Raw genomic sequence first — 14,687 nt, 5'->3', positions numbered from 1 at the left:
AGACCATCCACCGCGGTTTTTTAATGGACTCCGCCCTTCCCCCCAACCGTTCCCTGCGCCGGATCGCCCTCTGCCTCCAGTACGACGGCAGTGCCTTCTGCGGCTGGCAACGCCAGCGCAATGCCCCCAGCGTGCAGGAGACCCTGGAAGGGGCGATCGCCGGCCTGGAGCCCCATGGACCCGCTCGCACCATGGCAGCGGGCCGCACCGACACCGGGGTGCACGCCGCGGCCCAGGTGGTGCACTTCGACAGCGCCGGGCCCATCCCGCCGGAGCGCTGGGCCAAGGCCCTGAACGGGCGGCTGCCCGCCTCGATTCGCATCCGGGCAGCCGCAGCGGTGCCCGACACCTGGCACGCCTGCTTCAGCGCCACCTACCGGCGCTACCGCTACACGATCCTCAACGCCCGCACTCCCAACCTGTTCCTCGCCCCCTGGAGCTGGCAGCGTTACCAGCAACGGCTCGACGACCAGGCCATGGGCCAGGCCCTCCAAGCCATGCTGGGGGAGCACGATTTCTCGGCCTTCCAGCGGGCCGGCAGCCGCCGAGCCCATGGACGCACGACCCTGCAGGAGGTGCGGCTGGAGCGCCAGGGTGATCTGATCACGGTGGAGCTGCAGGCCAGCGGCTTCCTCTACGGCATGGTGCGCCTCGTGATGGGCCAGCTGGTGGCGGTGGGCGAGGGCAGGCTCAGCGGCGAGGCCTTCGAACGCCGCTGGCGGGAGTGCCGCAGGGTGGAGGTGAAGGAGGCCGCGCCGCCCCAGGGCCTGTGCCTGTTGCGGGTGGGCTATCCCACAGAGGTGTTCCCCAGACCCGCCTGGTATGATTGCCAACCGCGGTTTCAGCTCGAGACCTCCGATTCACCGGATCTCCAGCCTGCTTCAGCCGTCCAGTCCGCCCAACCCGCGCCGCTGCCATCCGGGGGCGCGCAGGCCAGGCGGTAAGGTCACTGAAACCGGGCGTTGGGTTTCCAACGACCAGCTGTCCTGCCCCAACTTCCGGCCTGCCGGTGCCTGATCAGGCGACATGAACAAGACCCCCCTGCCCTCGATTGATTCCCTTGACCGCCAGTGGTATCTGGTGGACGCTGAGAATCAGACCCTCGGTCGCCTGGCAAGCGAAGTGGCCCAGGTGCTGCGCGGCAAAAACAAGCCCTGCTACACCCCCCACCTCGACACCGGCGATTTTGTGATCGTCATCAACGCCGACAAGGTGAAGGTGAGCGGAAACAAGCCCACTCAGAAGATCTACCGCCGCCATTCCGGCCGGCCCGGTGGCATGAAAACCGAAACCTTCGAGCACCTCCAGGCTCGGATCCCCGAGCGGATCGTGGAGAAGGCCATCAAGGGCATGCTTCCCCACAACGCCCTGGGCCGTCAGCTGTTCCGCAAGTTGAAGGTCTACAAGGGCACCGAGCATCCCCATGCCGCCCAACAGCCCCAGGTTCTCGCCCTCGATCCCGCCACCGCAGCCCAATGAGCACCAACAAAGTCGTCTACTGGGGTACGGGTCGTCGTAAGACCGCCGTCGCCCGCGTGCGCGTGGTTCCCGGCAACGGCACCGTCACGATCAACGGTCGCCCCGGCGACAACTACCTCAACTACAACCCCGTCTACCTGGCGGCGGTGAAAGCCCCGCTGCAAACCCTCGGCTTGGCGGCCGAGTACGACCTGTTGGTCAACGTGCGCGGTGGGGGCCTGACCGGCCAGGCCGATGCCATCAAGCAGGGCGCAGCCCGGGCCCTGTGCGACCTGTCCCCCGACAACCGCAAGCCCCTCAAGACTGAAGGTCACCTCAGCCGCGACCCCCGCGCCAAGGAGCGCCGCAAGTACGGCCTGAAGAAAGCCCGTAAGGCTCCTCAGTTCTCCAAGCGCTGATTTCTTTTCTTCGCCATCAGCTCCTTCCTGCCATGCCCAAGGCCGACATCCATCCCACCTGGTACCCCGATGCCAAGGTGATCTGCAACGGAGAGGTGGTGATGACCACCGGCTCCACCTCGCCCGAGATCCACGTCGACGTGTGGAGTGGCAACCATCCCTTCTACACCGGGACCCAGAAGATCCTCGACACCGAGGGGCGGGTGGACCGCTTCATGCGCAAGTACGGCATGGGCGGGGCCGAAGCCAGCTCCAGCTCAGGCGCCAAAAAGGCCGCCAAGAGCGAGGCACCGGCCGATGAAGCCGCCTCAGAAGCCACTCCTGCAGCCACCGAAGCCTGAGCTCGGCCTGGCCTGATCGCGATTGAACCCCAATCCCCTGGCCGGGTGCTTTCGGGCATCCGGCTTTGTCTTGTCTGGAGCCCTCCAGCCCCCGCTCCGCCCCGCTGATGGACCCCTCCCTGCTGCATGAGCGTCTGGAAACGGCCCGCCGCACCTTCGAGACACTCGAACGGCAGCTGGCCGATCCCGCCGTGGCCTCCAACCCCAGCCAGCTGCAGGCCATCGCCCGGGAGCGCTCCCGCCTGGAGCCCCTGGTGCAGGACCACCAGCAACTCCAGAAACTCGAACTGGAAGAGCAAGAGGCCCGCGCCCTGCTGAAGGAGCACCGGGGCGACCCTGCCATGGAAGAGCTCGCCACCGACGAGCTCGCCAGCCTGGCCGCCGCCATCACCACCCTGCGCGACCGGCTCACCCTGGCCCTGCTGCCGCGCGATCCCCGCGACGAGCGCAGCGTGATGCTGGAGATTCGGGCCGGTGCTGGGGGGGATGAAGCGGCCATCTGGGCCGGGGATCTGGCCCGGATGTATGAGCGGTATGCCCAGAGCGTGGGCTGGCGGGTGGAGCCGGTGAGCGCCTCCGAAGCGGAGCTGGGGGGATACAAGGAACTGATCCTGGCGATTCAGGGGGACGGGGTTTTCAGCCAGCTGAAATTCGAGGCCGGCGTGCACCGGGTGCAACGGGTACCCGCCACCGAATCCCAGGGCCGGGTGCACACCTCCACCGCCACCGTGGCCGTGATGCCGGAAGCCGACCCCGTGGAGGTGCAGATCGACCCCACCGACATTGAAATCAGCACCGCCCGCTCCGGCGGGGCGGGCGGTCAGAACGTCAACAAGGTGGAAACGGCGGTGGACCTGCTGCACAAACCCACCGGCATCCGGGTGTTCTGCACCCAGGAGCGCTCCCAGCTGCAAAACCGCGAAAGGGCCTTCGAGATCCTGCGGGCCAAGCTCTACGAGCGCCAACTCGCCGAAGCCAATGCCCAGGAGCGTTCGGCCCGGTTGGCCCAGGTGGGGAGCGGCGACCGCAGCGAAAAGATCCGCACGTACAACTACAAAGACAACCGCACCACCGACCACCGCCTGGGCCGCAACTTTTCCCTGGAACCCGTGCTCAACGGCCAGTTGCACGACCTGATCGGGGCCTGCATCGCCGCGGACCAGAGCCGCCAACTGGAGGAACTGGCCGAGCAGGTGGCCAGCTGAACGGCTCAGGTGCCGATCACATACTTGGCCCACTCGCCATGCAAGCCAGCAGAGATGTGGCGACTGGCCTCGAAGTTGAGGCTGCTGAGGGGGCGATGGGGCTGCCTGACCAGGGGCATGCCCGCCTCCCGGGGCGTGCGGTTGCCCTTGCGCACATTGCAAGGCAGGCAGGCGGTGGTGACGTTCTCCCAGGTATCGAGGCCACCCCGGCTGCGGGGCACCACGTGATCCACGGAAAGCTGGTCGCTGCTGGTGCCGCAGTACTGGCAGCGGTGGCCATCGCGATGGAAGAGGTTGCGGCGGGTAAGCGGCAATTGCTTGTAAGGCACCCGCACGTAATGACGCAGCCGTATCACCGTGGGCAGCCAGGTATCGTCGCGAATCCTGCGGGCCGGATCGTGTTCAAGCCCCTCCGCCTTTCCCTTCAGCACCATCACCACGGCACGGCGCCAGGTGGTGATGTTGAGGGGCTCGTAGGACGCATTCAGAACGAGAACGTGGCCCATGCCAGCACCCGTGTTGGGCGGCATGCTAGGCGCAATCTTCGGTGGGATCCGTGACCCAGGCCACCAAAGCCACCCAGGCCAGCTGGAACGGTGCGGCCGCCGAAGCCGAGATGGCTCGCCAACGGGCCTGGGTGGAGGTGGACACCGCGGCGATCACCGCCAATGCCCGCAACCTCAAACGCTGCGTCGGCTCCCGCACCAGCCTGATGGCCGTGGTCAAAGCCGATGGCTACGGCCACGGCTCGGTGCCGGTGGCCCGGGCCGCCCTGGCCGGCGGGGCCAGCGAGTGCGGGGTCGCCACCCTGGCCGAAGGCATCGAGCTGCGCCGGGCCGGGATCCAGGCGCCGATTCTGGTGCTGGGCAGCCTCAGCCAGGTGGAAGAACTGCGCTGTTGCCTCCACTGGGAACTGATGCCCACCATCAGCGGCATGCGGGAAGCCCTGCTCTGCCAGAACCTCGCCAGCGGCCAGGGCCGGTCGATGGCCCTGCAGCTGAAACTCGATACCGGCATGGCACGACTGGGGGCCGACTGGCAGGAGGGACCCAGGCTGGTGGCGGCCCTGGCCGAGCTGGAGGCCGTTGAACTCAGGGGGGTGTACTCCCATCTGGCGAGCGCCGATGCCGCCCCCCTCGAGGACGACGGCCTCACCCAACAGCAGCAGCAGCGTTTCGACACGGTGCTGAGCGCCCTGCAGGACCAGGGCCTGGAGGCCGGCAGTCGGCACCTGGCCAACTCCGCCGGCACCCTGCGCAGCGCCGGGCTCCACTACGACCTGGTGCGGGTTGGGCTCGCCCTCTACGGCCACAGCCCGGCAGCCCACCTGGCTGGCGCCATCCCCCTGGAGGCGGCCATGGCCCTGCATGCCCGGGTCAGCCTGATCCGGGACGTGGGCGCCGGGGTGGGGGTGAGCTACGGCCACCGGTTCCACACCTCCCGCCCCAGCCGCCTGGCGGTGGTGGGCATCGGCTACGCCGATGGCGTGCCCCGCCAGCTGTCCAACCAGCTCGAGGTGCTGTTCCAGGGCCAGCGCCTGCCCCAGGTGGGGGCCATCACCATGGACCAGCTGGTGCTGGATGTGACCGACTGCCCGGGCCTGGATGTGGGCTCGGTGGTGACCTTGCTGGGCCGGGACGGCGACCAACAGATCACCCCCTCGGACTGGAGCGACCGCTGCCAGACCATCCCCTGGGAAATCCTCTGCGGCTTCAAGCACCGGCTGCCGCGACTCACCGCGGCCCAAGCGGCCTGGGATGGCCCCAACGACGGGGCTCACTGATAAGCTCGTCGGGCCCCCTGGAGAGGTGGCTGAGTGGTTGAAAGCGGCTCCCTGCTAAGGAGTTACAGGTGGCAACATCTGTCGAGGGTTCGAATCCCTCCCTCTCCGTTTGAAACAGGTTGAAGGAGGGTTCACCCCCTTCCCCCCTCGGTTGGGGGATGGCCGCAGACCGCGGCCAAACGGGCTGCCAACTCGGGCAACAGCTGGGTATCCCGGGCGCAGGCCTGCCCTTCGCTGAAGACCACCAACAGGAACGGCGATGCCCCTGGGGACGTGTTCTCGCCGGGCGCCTCCACGTAGGCCGCATCGTGGCGCGCCTGGCTCATCCAGCCAGCCTTGCTCCAGAGCCGGCTGCCGGGCGTGAGCCCGGCGCCGATGAACCCATCCACCTGGTTCTCAGGATCGGCAGCCCGTTGGGCCGGATCCAGACTGCGGGCCAGCAGAGCTCGCATGCGTGCACCGGCCGGCGGTGACACCAGGGCCGACGCCATCACCCCCTGCAGCAGACGGGCGACGGCGTCGGTGCTGAGGCGGTTGCGATTCTCCAGCTGGGCGCCATAAAACTCCCGTTCGCGGCCATAGGGGCCATCCCCCCAGGTTTTCTGACAGGCATTGCAGCCCTCGAGCTCCGGCCAATCAAGGCCCGCCAGCCAGCGGTTCACCACTTGACGCTGCTCCACCCATGGAGCCATCCGCTGCGGAGGCAGGGCCGGGCCGCTGGTGGTGCCGCTCAGCAGATCCAGCACCAGCCCCGTGGCATCGTTGCTGGAATCGCGGATCATGTCGGCCAGGGCGCGCCGCAGCTCTGGTGTCTCCTCCAGCAGATCGGCCTGACGCCAGGCCTCCGCCGCCACCAGATACACCAACTTCACCACGCTGGCGGGGTAGCGCGGCCGGTCGCCGGCCCAGCTCGCCCCCTGCACCGGCAGCGCCCAGAACTGCTCCGGGGCCAGATCGGCAGCACGGCCGACCAGGGACTGGTCGTAACGCAGCCAGGTGATCGAAAGCTGCTGGGCCAGTCCAGGGCGCCCCTCCAGCTCCAGGGCACGCACCAGGTCGGCCAGGATCTGGCCCATGGCCGGATCTGGGCTGTAGAACGCCATCACCGCCGGCAAACGTTGTGGGGACATTAGGCACCATCGACCCGCTCCACCTGGCCCGCGGCACTGCAGCGGCCCCCGAATGGCTGATGGCCGGCACGATCTGGCGCCTCAGCGGGCCGATCAACCTGCACAGCCAGCCCCAGGGTCCAGGACTCGCCACCCAGGCCTGGGCTGGCCGACACCTGGAAATCTTGTCCCCCGAGCGCGCACCCACCCCCGGCCAACGGCTGCGGGTGCGGCTTCTGGAGGATGGCTACCCCGGCTGGATGGATCCGGCCGCGCTGCTGGGACGGGCGGTGGCCAGTGACCGGCCCCATGCGCCATGCCTGCCGCGCAGTGCCATCGCCCGGCGGCTGCCCCAGGTGCTGGCGTTTGCCAACGCAGCCCGGCAGCTCCCCAACACCTATCTGTGGGGCGGCAGCCTGGGGCCCGATTACGACTGCTCGGGCCTCATCCAGCGGGCCTTTGCCAGCGCCGGCATCTGGATTCCCCGCGATGCCTACCTGCAGGAGCGTTTCTGCCAATCTGTGGCGGTGCAACCGGGCCAGACCCAGCTGCTGGCCCCCGGAGACCTGATCTTCTTCGGGTCCGCCCGGCGCTGCACCCATGTGGGCTTGCACCTGGGGGCGGGAAGCTACCTGCACAGCTCCGGCAGCGCCCACGGCCGCAACGGCATTGGCCTTGACACCCTCGCGCCCCACAATCCCGATCCGGTGGCCCGCCACTACCGGCTCGAACTGCGCGGCGCCGGACGGGTGATGCACAGCCATGACGGCAGCCCGCTGCCCGCTTAGGGTCGCGGCCAGAAACAGGATGGAGATGAGCCAGCCCGTGCCGGAACTCTCCGTGGTGGTGCCCCTCTACAACGAGGAGGAGAGCCTGCCCCAGCTGGTGGACCAACTGCTGGCCGCCGTGCGGGTGCTCGATCTGCCCTTCGAGCTGGTGCTGGTGGATGACGGCTCCAAAGACGGCACCGCCAAGGTGCTCAGCGCACTGGCGGCCACGGTGCCGGAACTGGTGGCAGTGCTCCTACGGCGCAACTACGGCCAGAGCGCTGCCATGGCGGCGGGGTTCGATGCCAGCCGCGGGGCCGTGATCGTGACCCTCGATGGCGACCTGCAGAACGATCCGGCCGACATACCCCTGCTGTTGGCCGAACTCAATCAGGGCTACGACCTGGTGAGTGGCTGGCGTCACCAGCGCCAGGATGCCGCTGTGCAACGCCTCCTGCCGAGCCGGATCGCCAATCGGCTGATCGCCCGGGTCACCGGCGTTCGGCTGCACGACTACGGCTGTTCCCTCAAGGCCTACCGCCGTGAGGTGGTGAGTGACCTGAACCTCTACGGCGAACTCCACCGCTTCCTGCCAGCCCTGGCCTTCATCGAAGGGGCGCGCATCAGCGAAGTGAAGGTGAATCACCACCCCCGACGGTTTGGCCAGAGCAAATACGGCCTGGATCGCACCTTCCGGGTGCTGATGGACCTGCTCACCGTGTGGTTCATGAAGCGCTTTCTCACCCGGCCGATGCACGTGTTCGGGCTCGGGGGGCTGGCGGCCATGGGCCTGGGCCTGATGGTCGGCCTCTGGCTCGTCGGTGAAAAACTGCTACTGGGCAGTGACATCGGCGATCGGCCCCTGCTGCTGATGGCCCTGCTCAGTTTTCTGACGGGGGTCCAGCTGTTCTGTTTTGGCCTGCTGGCGGAGCTGCAGATGCGCACCTACCACGAAAGTCAGGGGCGGCCGATCTACCGGGTGCGCGCCACGTTGCGCGGCAACGCCTGAGGGAGCGCAGGCCGAGTGCTGCTGCGTCCCCGGAAGCGCTCCATGGCCTGGGCTGCAGCCAACACCACCGCCGGATCCACATCCCGCAGGCCCCGATAGAGCAGGGGCAGGCTCTGGCGGGTTCCCCAGCGCCGGGCCGCCTCCATAGCCGCCAGTCGCTGGGCGCTGTCTCCCGCCAACTGCTCGGCTAAGCGGTGCCGAAAGGCAGCACGCTCCCGGGCGGTGGCGGGCAGCGGCACCATCCCATCCAGACACGGCACCGGCTGGAGCGAAGGCTCACTGGCCGCCTGCGCTGGAGCCATCAGGGCGATCTGGGCGCGGTTCAAGGCTGCGATGGCCTGGGTGTCGATGGTCGCGGTCAGGGAGGGGCGACGACGGGCCAAAACCCAATACAGGGCAACCAGAACGGCCGCCGAACCGGCCAGCAGGGAGGGGTGCATGGATTGAACTTTTATGTCGCCCCAGGAAGGCCATTGGGGCTGTCTTGGGGCAGCTCCTTACAGTACCGAAGGTTGCTATTGGCCCGCGCCATGACTGGAGAATTCGCTGCCGCCTGGTTGCCCTCAGTGTTTGTACCCCTGGTGGGAATCCTCGGCCCAGCCGTGGCCATGGCCCTGCTCTTCAACGTGATCGAAGCGCGCGATTGAGCTCCTCACGGAGCCATTGCCCTTCCTCACCGCATCCTTCCCCGCCACCATGACCGTGACCCCCGTGGCCGACCCCTGCGTCGGCAATCTGGCCACCCCCGTCAACAGCAGCTATTTCAGCCGGGCTTTTCTGAATGCCCTGCCGGCCTACCGTCCGTCCCTTTCGCCCAATCGGCGCGGGCTGGAAGTGGGCATGGCCCATGGCTTCTTCCTCTACGGACCGTTCACCATCTGCGGCCCCCTGCGGCTCACCGAGTACGCCAGCACCGCTGGCCTCCTGGCCACCATCGGCCTGGTGTCGATCCTGACCGTCTGCCTGTCGATCTACGGCACCGCTGGCAACGGCCCGAACATTCAGCCCTCTGACGCCACCATCGACAATCCGCCTGCGGATCTGTTCACCAAGGCTGGCTGGGCTGAATTTGCCAGTGGCTTCTGGCTCGGAGGCTGCGGCGGCGCGGCCTTTGCCTGGTTCCTCGCAGGAACGGCGATTGTGTCTCCCCTGGTCAACATCGCTGGTGGAGTCTGGAGCGTCAGCTGAACTCAGCTGCCACCCCCGGTACGCAAAGCCCCGCTCAGGCGGGGCTTTTTTCATGGGCCGACGCTGGCCTGGTGCCGCCCTGTGACACGGCTCCAATCGGGCCCAACAATGGAAGGAGACGAAACAGGGCGCCATGTCCCCTTCCAGCCGTGACAACCCTCACCCCAACAAGCTGGCGGCAAGCTTGTTGTGCGCAGCCTTGTTGCTCACGGCCTGCGGCAGGGAAGTCTCCAAACCCAAGGCCGTGACCTCCGCGCCCCAGGGCCCAGTGCCCAGTGCAGCCCAGAAGCAGGCCCAGCGCGCCGCCGCGCAAGCTGCCGCGGTGGCCCTTCGGCGTGGCTGGAGTGAAGGGCACCAATCCACCGTGGCCTGCCTCCACGGCGAACGGGCCCAAACCGATGGCAACGAACTGCGCTGCGAAGAGCAGGCGTATGTGGAACGGAATTACCCAGCGGCCAGCAGCCGTTAGGGGAGGGCGGCCCTAGGCCCATCTCGGTGTCGATGGGCAGAAGCGGCCAATAAAAAACCCCGGCTTACGCCGGGGTTGGGTCGTCCCTCAAGGAGAGGGCAAGGGCTGAAGGATCAGCCGAACTTGCCCGAGGTGGAGGCGATCAGGAAGGCGGCGTACGTGAGGATGTAGCCGATCGTGAAGTGGGCGAGGCCCACCACGCGAGCCTGAACGATCGAGAGAGCGACGGGCTTATCGCGCCAGCCCACCAGGTTGGCGAGCGGAGTGCGCTGATGGGCCCAAACGATGGTCTCGATCAGTTCCTGCCAGTAGCCACGCCAGGAGATCAGGAACATGAAGCCGGTGGCCCACACCAGGTGACCGAACAGGAACATCCAGGACCAGACGGCCAGGTTGTTGCTGCCAAACGGGTTGTAGCCGTTGATCAGCTGGGAGGAGTTGAGCCACAGGTAGTCGCGGAACCAGCCCATCAGATAGGTGCTGGATTCGTTGAACTGGGCCACGTTGCCCTGCCAGATGGCGAGGTGCTTCCAGTGCCAGTAGAAGGTGACCCAGCCCACGGTGTTCAGGGCCCAGAAGACGCTCAGATAGAAGGCGTCCCAGGCGCTGATGTCGCAGGTGCCGCCACGGCCGGGGCCGTCGCAGGGGAAGGAATAGCCGAAGTCCTTTTTGTCGGGCATCAGCTTGGAACCCCGGGCATCCAGGGCACCCTTCACCAGGATCAGGGTGGTGGTGTGCAGACCCAGCGCAATGGCGTGGTGCACCAGGAAGTCGCCAGGACCGATCTGCAGGAAGAGGTCGTTGCCACCGTTGATGGCGTCGATCCAACCGGGCAGATAGACCGCACTGGTCGTGCTAGCGGCGCTAGCGGAGTTGGAGAGCAGCACATCCATGCCATACATCGCCTTGCCGGAAGCGGCTTGGACGAACTGGGCAAAGACGGGCTCCACCAGGATCTGCTTCTCGGGGGTACCGAAGGCCACGACCACGTCGTTGTGGACGTAGAGACCCAGGGTGTGGAAACCAAGGAACAGGGAGACCCAGCTCAGGTGGCTGATCAGGGCTTCCTTGTGCTCGAGCATCCGAGCCAACACGTTGTCCTTGTTGGCTTCCGGGTCGTAGTCGCGGATGAAGAAGATCGCACCGTGGGCGAACGCACCGCACATCAGGAAGATGGCGATGTACTGGTGGTGGGTGTACAGCGCAGCCTGCGTTGTGTAGTCCTTCGCGATGAACGCGTAGGAGGGCATCGCATACATGTGCTGGGCCACCAGGCTGGTGACCACACCCAGAGCTGCCAGGGCCAGGCCGAGCTGGAAGTGCAGGGAGTTGTTGATCGTGTCGTAGAGACCCTTGTGGCCAGCGCCGAGGTCACCAGGGGTGCCCTTGGGCGGGTTGTGGGCTTCGAGGATCTCGCGGATCGAGTGGCCGATACCGAAGTTGGTCCGGTACATGTGGCCGGCGATCACGAAGATGCAACCGATGGCCAGGTGGTGGTGGGCGATGTCCGTGAGCCACAGGGCTTCCGTCTGGGGGTGGAACCCGCCGAGGAAGGTGAGGATCGCGGTGCCGGAACCTTCAGCCGTACCGAACTGTTGATACACAGTGTCGGGATTCTGGGCATAGACACCCCAGTTGCCGGTGAAGAACGGAGCCAGACCGGCGGGGTGCGGCAGCACGGAGAGGAAGTTGTCCCAACCCACGTGCTGACCACGGGCCTCAGGGATGGCCACGTGAACCAGGTGACCGGTCCAGGCGATCGAGCTGAAACCGAACAGCACCGCTAGGTGGTGGTTCAGCCGGGATTCAGCGTTCTTGAACCAGGCCAGGGAAGGCCGGAACTTGGGCTGCAGGTGGAGCCAGCCAGCGAACAGGGCCCAGGCCGACAGGATCATCATGAAGATGGAACCCTGGTAAAGCTCGGCGTTGGTGCGCATGCCGATCGTGTACCACCAGTGGTACAGACCCGAATACGCGATGTTCACCGGAGAGGAGGCGCCCGCCTGGGTGAAGGCGGCAATCGCGCCCTGGCCGAAGTGGGGATCCCAGATCGCGTGAGCGATGGGACGGACATGCAGCGGATCGGCGACCCACTGCTCAAAGTTGCCCTGCCAGGCGATATGGAACAGGTTGCCCGAAACCCAGAGGCCAATGATGGCCAGGTGACCGAAGTGGGTGGAGAACAGCTTTTGGTAAAGCCGCTCCTCGGTCATGCCGTCGTGGCTCTCGAAATCGTGAGCCGTGGCAATGCCGTACCAAATACGGCGGGTTGTCGGGTCCTGTGCCAGACCCTGGCTGAACGAAGGAAATTTCGTTGCCATTGGGAAAGGTCAGGAAAGGTCAGCCGACCGCGACGATGCGGGCCAGGAAAAATGCCCAGGTTGTTGCGATACCGCCCAACAGATAGTGAGCGACACCGACAGCACGGCCCTGGGTGATGGAGAGCGCCCGCGGCTGGATGGCGGGGGCAACCCTCAGCTTGTTGTGAGCCCAGACGATGGACTCAATCAGCTCTTGCCAGTAGCCGCGGCCACTGAACAGGAACATCAGGCTGAAGGCCCAGATGAAGTGGGCTCCCAGGAACATCAGACCGTAAGCACTGGAGCTCGAGCCGTAGCTGTTGATCACCTGTGCGGCCTGGGCCCAGAGGAAGTCCCGCAGCCAACCATTGATGGTGATGGCGCTTTGGGCGAAGTTGCCGTTGGTGATGTGCTGGACGCTGCCGTCAGCGTTGACGGTGCCCCACACGTCGCTCTGCATCTTCCAGGAGAAGTGGAAGATAACGATCGACAGGGAGTTGTACATCCAGAACAGGCCAAGGAACACGTGGTCCCAAGCCGATACCTGGCAGGTGCCGCCACGGCCGGGGCCGTCGCAGGGGAAACGGAAGCCCAGGTTTGCCTTGTCGGGGACGAGGCGGGAGCTCCGCGCGTACAGCACACCCTTCAGCAGGATCAGCACGGTGACGTGGATCGTGAAGGCGTGGATGTGGTGGACCATGAAGTCGGCCGTTCCCAGGGGGATCGGACCGGCGGCCACCTTGCCACCCACGGCCACCACGGCGCCGTTGAACACCTCACTCACACCCGCAAGGGCGTTGGGAGCGGTGCTACCGGCGGCGGCGGCGTGAAGTCCCTGGATCCACTGCGCGAAGACGGGCTTCAGGGCAATGGCGGAGTCGCTGAACATGTCCTGGGGGCGACCCAGGGCACGCATGGTGTCGTTGTGGATGTAGAGGCCGAAGCTGTGGAAGCCCAGCCAAATGCACACCCAGTTGAGGTGGCTGATCAGGGCATCGCGGGCCTTGAGCACCCGGTCGAGCACGTTATCCACGTGCTTGGCGGGGTCGTAGTCGCGGATCATCGCGATGGCGGCGTGGGCGCCGGCACCAACGATCAGGAAGCCACCGATCCAGGTGTGATGGGTGAAGATCGACAGCTGGGTGGGGTAGTCGATGCCGATGTAGGGATACGGAGGCATCGCATACATGTGCTGGGCCACGATGATGGTCAGCGAGCCCAGCAGAGCCAGGTTCACAGCCAGTTGGGCGTGCCAGCTGGTGGTCATGAACTCGAAGAGTCCGTCATGACCGTTGGGAGCGGGGAACAGCAGGGGATCGCCCTTCTGGCCCTCGAGGATCTCCTTGATGCTGTGGCCGATGCCCCAGTTGGTGCGGTACATGTGGCCGGCCACGATGAACAGCACCGCAATCGCCAGATGGTGATGGGCGATGTCGGTCATCCAGAGGCTGCCGGTCACGGGATTCAACCCACCCTTAAAGGTGAGGAAATCGCTGTAAGCCGCCCAATTGCCCGTGAAGAAGGCTGAGATGCCCGCCCCGAAACCGGGGAACAGCTGGGCAATCACGTCCTGATTCAGGAACTCGTGGGGCAGGGGGATGTCGGCGTAGGTGGCGATGGTCTTGCCGTTGAGCGCCAGCGGCTTGCCGGCGTCGATGGCCTCCATCAGCGCGTTGGTGGGCAGGGACACATGCAGCAGGTGTCCTGTCCAGGACAGGGAGCCCAGGCCAAGCAGACCGGCCAGATGGTGGTTGAGCATCGACTCAACGTTCTGGAACCACTCAAGCTTGGGAGCTGCCTTGTGGTAGTGGAAGACGCCCGCATTGAGCATCAGGCCGGCCATCACCAGAGCGCCGATAGCCAGGGCCAGCAGCTGGGTTTCGTTGGTGATGCCCCAGGCCCTCCACACGTGGAAGAGACCGGATGTGATCTGAATGCCGTGGAAGCCGGCACCCACATCGCCATTGAGAATTTCCTGGCCAAAAATCGGCCAAACCACCTGCGCCGAAGGCTTGACGTGCAGGGGGTCGGTCAACCAACCGGTGTAGTTGGAGAAGCGCGCTCCATGGAAGAAGGCGCCGCTCAGCCAGATGAAGATGACGGCCAGATGGCCGAAGTGAGCCGAAAAGATCTTGCGAGAGACCTCTTCGAGGTCGCTCGTGTGGCTGTCGAAGTCGTGAGCATTGGCGTGGAGGTTCCAAACCCAGGTGGTGGTTTTGGGACCCTTGGCAAGGCTGCGATCGAAATGGCCGGGCTTGCCGAACAGTTCGAAGGTGGCCGGAACGGGGTTCCGGTCGACCATGGCCTTCGCCTTTTCCCCACGCTCTGGTGGGCTGATGGTCATCGAGACGTTCCTCGAGGGACGGGGTCGAGGTGGTGGGTCCACCCCTGAGGCAGGCCGGAGGGCCTACCAGTGGGCCCCATGGGGGCCGGACGCCGAAGCTTCCGAACCACCCATGGGCACCAGCGGGAAAGAAGTCCACGAAACCGTGAAACCGCTTGCCACAACTGGAGCTTGGGGCCCCAGATAGGGGACCGCTGGCGGAAGTATAGAGGCCGTTTCCGAGGACTTTTGGGCTGCAGTTACAAAGGTTCAATCCCGGCGCTTCCCAGGCCAGCACTGGGCTTTACAGAACAGA

At 65.9% G+C, this 14,687-nt stretch carries 16 protein-coding genes and 1 tRNA gene; 12 read left to right on the top strand and 5 right to left on the bottom strand.

Annotated features, from left to right (window positions below; translation table 11 throughout):
• Window positions 1-23 precede the first annotated feature (23 nt).
• The 5 genes from truA (at window position 24) to prfA (ending at window position 3,423) form a co-directional block, all read left to right on the top strand.
• A complete protein-coding gene (gene truA, locus KBY71_RS06935) occupies window positions 24-944 on the top strand; it encodes a tRNA pseudouridine(38-40) synthase TruA (RefSeq protein WP_254928209.1) in 921 nt (306 codons plus the stop codon).
• 82 nt (window positions 945-1,026) lie between these two features.
• A complete protein-coding gene (rplM, locus tag KBY71_RS06930; RefSeq protein ID WP_254928204.1) occupies window positions 1,027-1,479 on the top strand; it encodes a 50S ribosomal protein L13 in 453 nt (150 codons plus the stop codon).
• A complete protein-coding gene (gene rpsI / locus KBY71_RS06925; protein ID WP_094560068.1) occupies window positions 1,476-1,877 on the top strand; it encodes a 30S ribosomal protein S9 in 402 nt (133 codons plus the stop codon). The genes rplM and rpsI overlap by 4 nt, the downstream gene beginning before the upstream one ends.
• Window positions 1,878-1,909: 32 nt before the next feature.
• Window positions 1,910-2,218, top strand: coding sequence for a 50S ribosomal protein L31 (rpmE, locus tag KBY71_RS06920; RefSeq protein ID WP_254928203.1), 309 nt, complete (start codon window positions 1,910-1,912; stop codon window positions 2,216-2,218).
• A gap of 107 nt (window positions 2,219-2,325) precedes the next feature.
• The gene (prfA, locus tag KBY71_RS06915) at window positions 2,326-3,423 is read left to right on the top strand and encodes a peptide chain release factor 1 (RefSeq protein WP_254928202.1); all 1,098 of its coding nucleotides are present in this window, start codon (window positions 2,326-2,328) and stop codon (window positions 3,421-3,423) included.
• Window positions 3,424-3,428: 5 nt separating this feature from the next.
• On the opposite strand, the gene KBY71_RS06910 is transcribed toward prfA, so the two are convergent.
• The gene (locus KBY71_RS06910; protein ID WP_254928201.1) at window positions 3,429-3,929 is read right to left on the bottom strand and encodes an HNH endonuclease; all 501 of its coding nucleotides are present in this window, start codon (window positions 3,927-3,929) and stop codon (window positions 3,429-3,431) included.
• A 110-nt stretch (window positions 3,930-4,039) separates the two neighbouring features.
• On the opposite strand from KBY71_RS06910, the gene alr reads away from it, so the two are divergent.
• Both alr and KBY71_RS06900 read left to right on the top strand, forming a co-directional pair.
• Window positions 4,040-5,206 carry an alanine racemase gene (gene alr / locus KBY71_RS06905; RefSeq protein WP_254928208.1) on the top strand — a complete coding sequence of 389 codons (1,167 nt, stop codon included), beginning with the start codon at window positions 4,040-4,042 and terminating at the stop codon, window positions 5,204-5,206.
• A 19-nt stretch (window positions 5,207-5,225) separates the two neighbouring features.
• Window positions 5,226-5,314 (top strand) — tRNA-Ser (locus KBY71_RS06900).
• Between the two features lie 23 nt (window positions 5,315-5,337).
• On the opposite strand, the gene KBY71_RS06895 is transcribed toward KBY71_RS06900, so the two are convergent.
• Window positions 5,338-6,309, bottom strand: a complete 972-nt coding sequence (locus KBY71_RS06895) for a serine hydrolase (protein WP_254928207.1) — start codon at window positions 6,307-6,309, stop codon at window positions 5,338-5,340.
• Window positions 6,310-6,395: 86 nt separating this feature from the next.
• Here KBY71_RS06895 and KBY71_RS06890 point away from each other — a divergent pair, with 86 nt between their 5' ends.
• Together KBY71_RS06890 and KBY71_RS06885 are read left to right on the top strand one after the other, a co-directional pair.
• Window positions 6,396-7,103, top strand: a complete 708-nt coding sequence (locus tag KBY71_RS06890) for a C40 family peptidase (protein ID WP_254928206.1) — start codon at window positions 6,396-6,398, stop codon at window positions 7,101-7,103.
• A gap of 25 nt (window positions 7,104-7,128) precedes the next feature.
• Window positions 7,129-8,091: a glycosyltransferase family 2 protein gene (locus tag KBY71_RS06885; RefSeq protein ID WP_254928200.1), complete on the top strand. Its 963-nt coding sequence runs from the start codon at window positions 7,129-7,131 to the stop codon at window positions 8,089-8,091.
• Here KBY71_RS06885 and KBY71_RS06880 read toward each other — a convergent pair.
• Window positions 8,055-8,531 (bottom strand): HEAT repeat domain-containing protein, encoded by a 477-nt coding sequence (locus KBY71_RS06880; protein WP_254928199.1) that lies wholly within the window; start codon window positions 8,529-8,531, stop codon window positions 8,055-8,057. The genes KBY71_RS06885 and KBY71_RS06880 overlap by 37 nt on opposite strands.
• Window positions 8,532-8,621: 90 nt before the next feature.
• Here KBY71_RS06880 and KBY71_RS06875 point away from each other — a divergent pair, with 90 nt between their 5' ends.
• From KBY71_RS06875 to KBY71_RS06865, 3 genes are all read left to right on the top strand, one after another.
• A complete protein-coding gene (locus tag KBY71_RS06875; protein WP_190388774.1) occupies window positions 8,622-8,738 on the top strand; it encodes a photosystem I reaction center subunit VIII in 117 nt (38 codons plus the stop codon).
• A 49-nt stretch (window positions 8,739-8,787) separates the two neighbouring features.
• Window positions 8,788-9,279 carry a photosystem I reaction center subunit XI gene (locus tag KBY71_RS06870; RefSeq protein ID WP_254928198.1) on the top strand — a complete coding sequence of 164 codons (492 nt, stop codon included), beginning with the start codon at window positions 8,788-8,790 and terminating at the stop codon, window positions 9,277-9,279.
• A 133-nt stretch (window positions 9,280-9,412) separates the two neighbouring features.
• Window positions 9,413-9,748 (top strand): hypothetical protein, encoded by a 336-nt coding sequence (locus tag KBY71_RS06865; protein WP_254928197.1) that lies wholly within the window; start codon window positions 9,413-9,415, stop codon window positions 9,746-9,748.
• A gap of 113 nt (window positions 9,749-9,861) precedes the next feature.
• Here KBY71_RS06865 and psaB read toward each other — a convergent pair whose 3' ends face one another.
• Together psaB and psaA are read right to left on the bottom strand one after the other, a co-directional pair.
• Entirely contained in the window at window positions 9,862-12,069 is a 2,208-nt protein-coding gene (gene psaB, locus KBY71_RS06860) for a photosystem I core protein PsaB (protein WP_254928196.1), read from the bottom strand.
• 19 nt (window positions 12,070-12,088) lie between these two features.
• Window positions 12,089-14,392 (bottom strand): photosystem I core protein PsaA, encoded by a 2,304-nt coding sequence (gene psaA, locus KBY71_RS06855; RefSeq protein ID WP_254928195.1) that lies wholly within the window; start codon window positions 14,390-14,392, stop codon window positions 12,089-12,091.
• Window positions 14,393-14,687 lie beyond the last annotated feature (295 nt).

Source organism: Cyanobium sp. T1B-Tous, from assembly GCF_024345475.1.
GTDB lineage: Bacteria > Cyanobacteriota > Cyanobacteriia > PCC-6307 > Cyanobiaceae > Cyanobium_A.
Note: the sequence above shows the minus strand (reverse complement) of the source record. Positions and strands in the feature narration are given on the sequence as shown.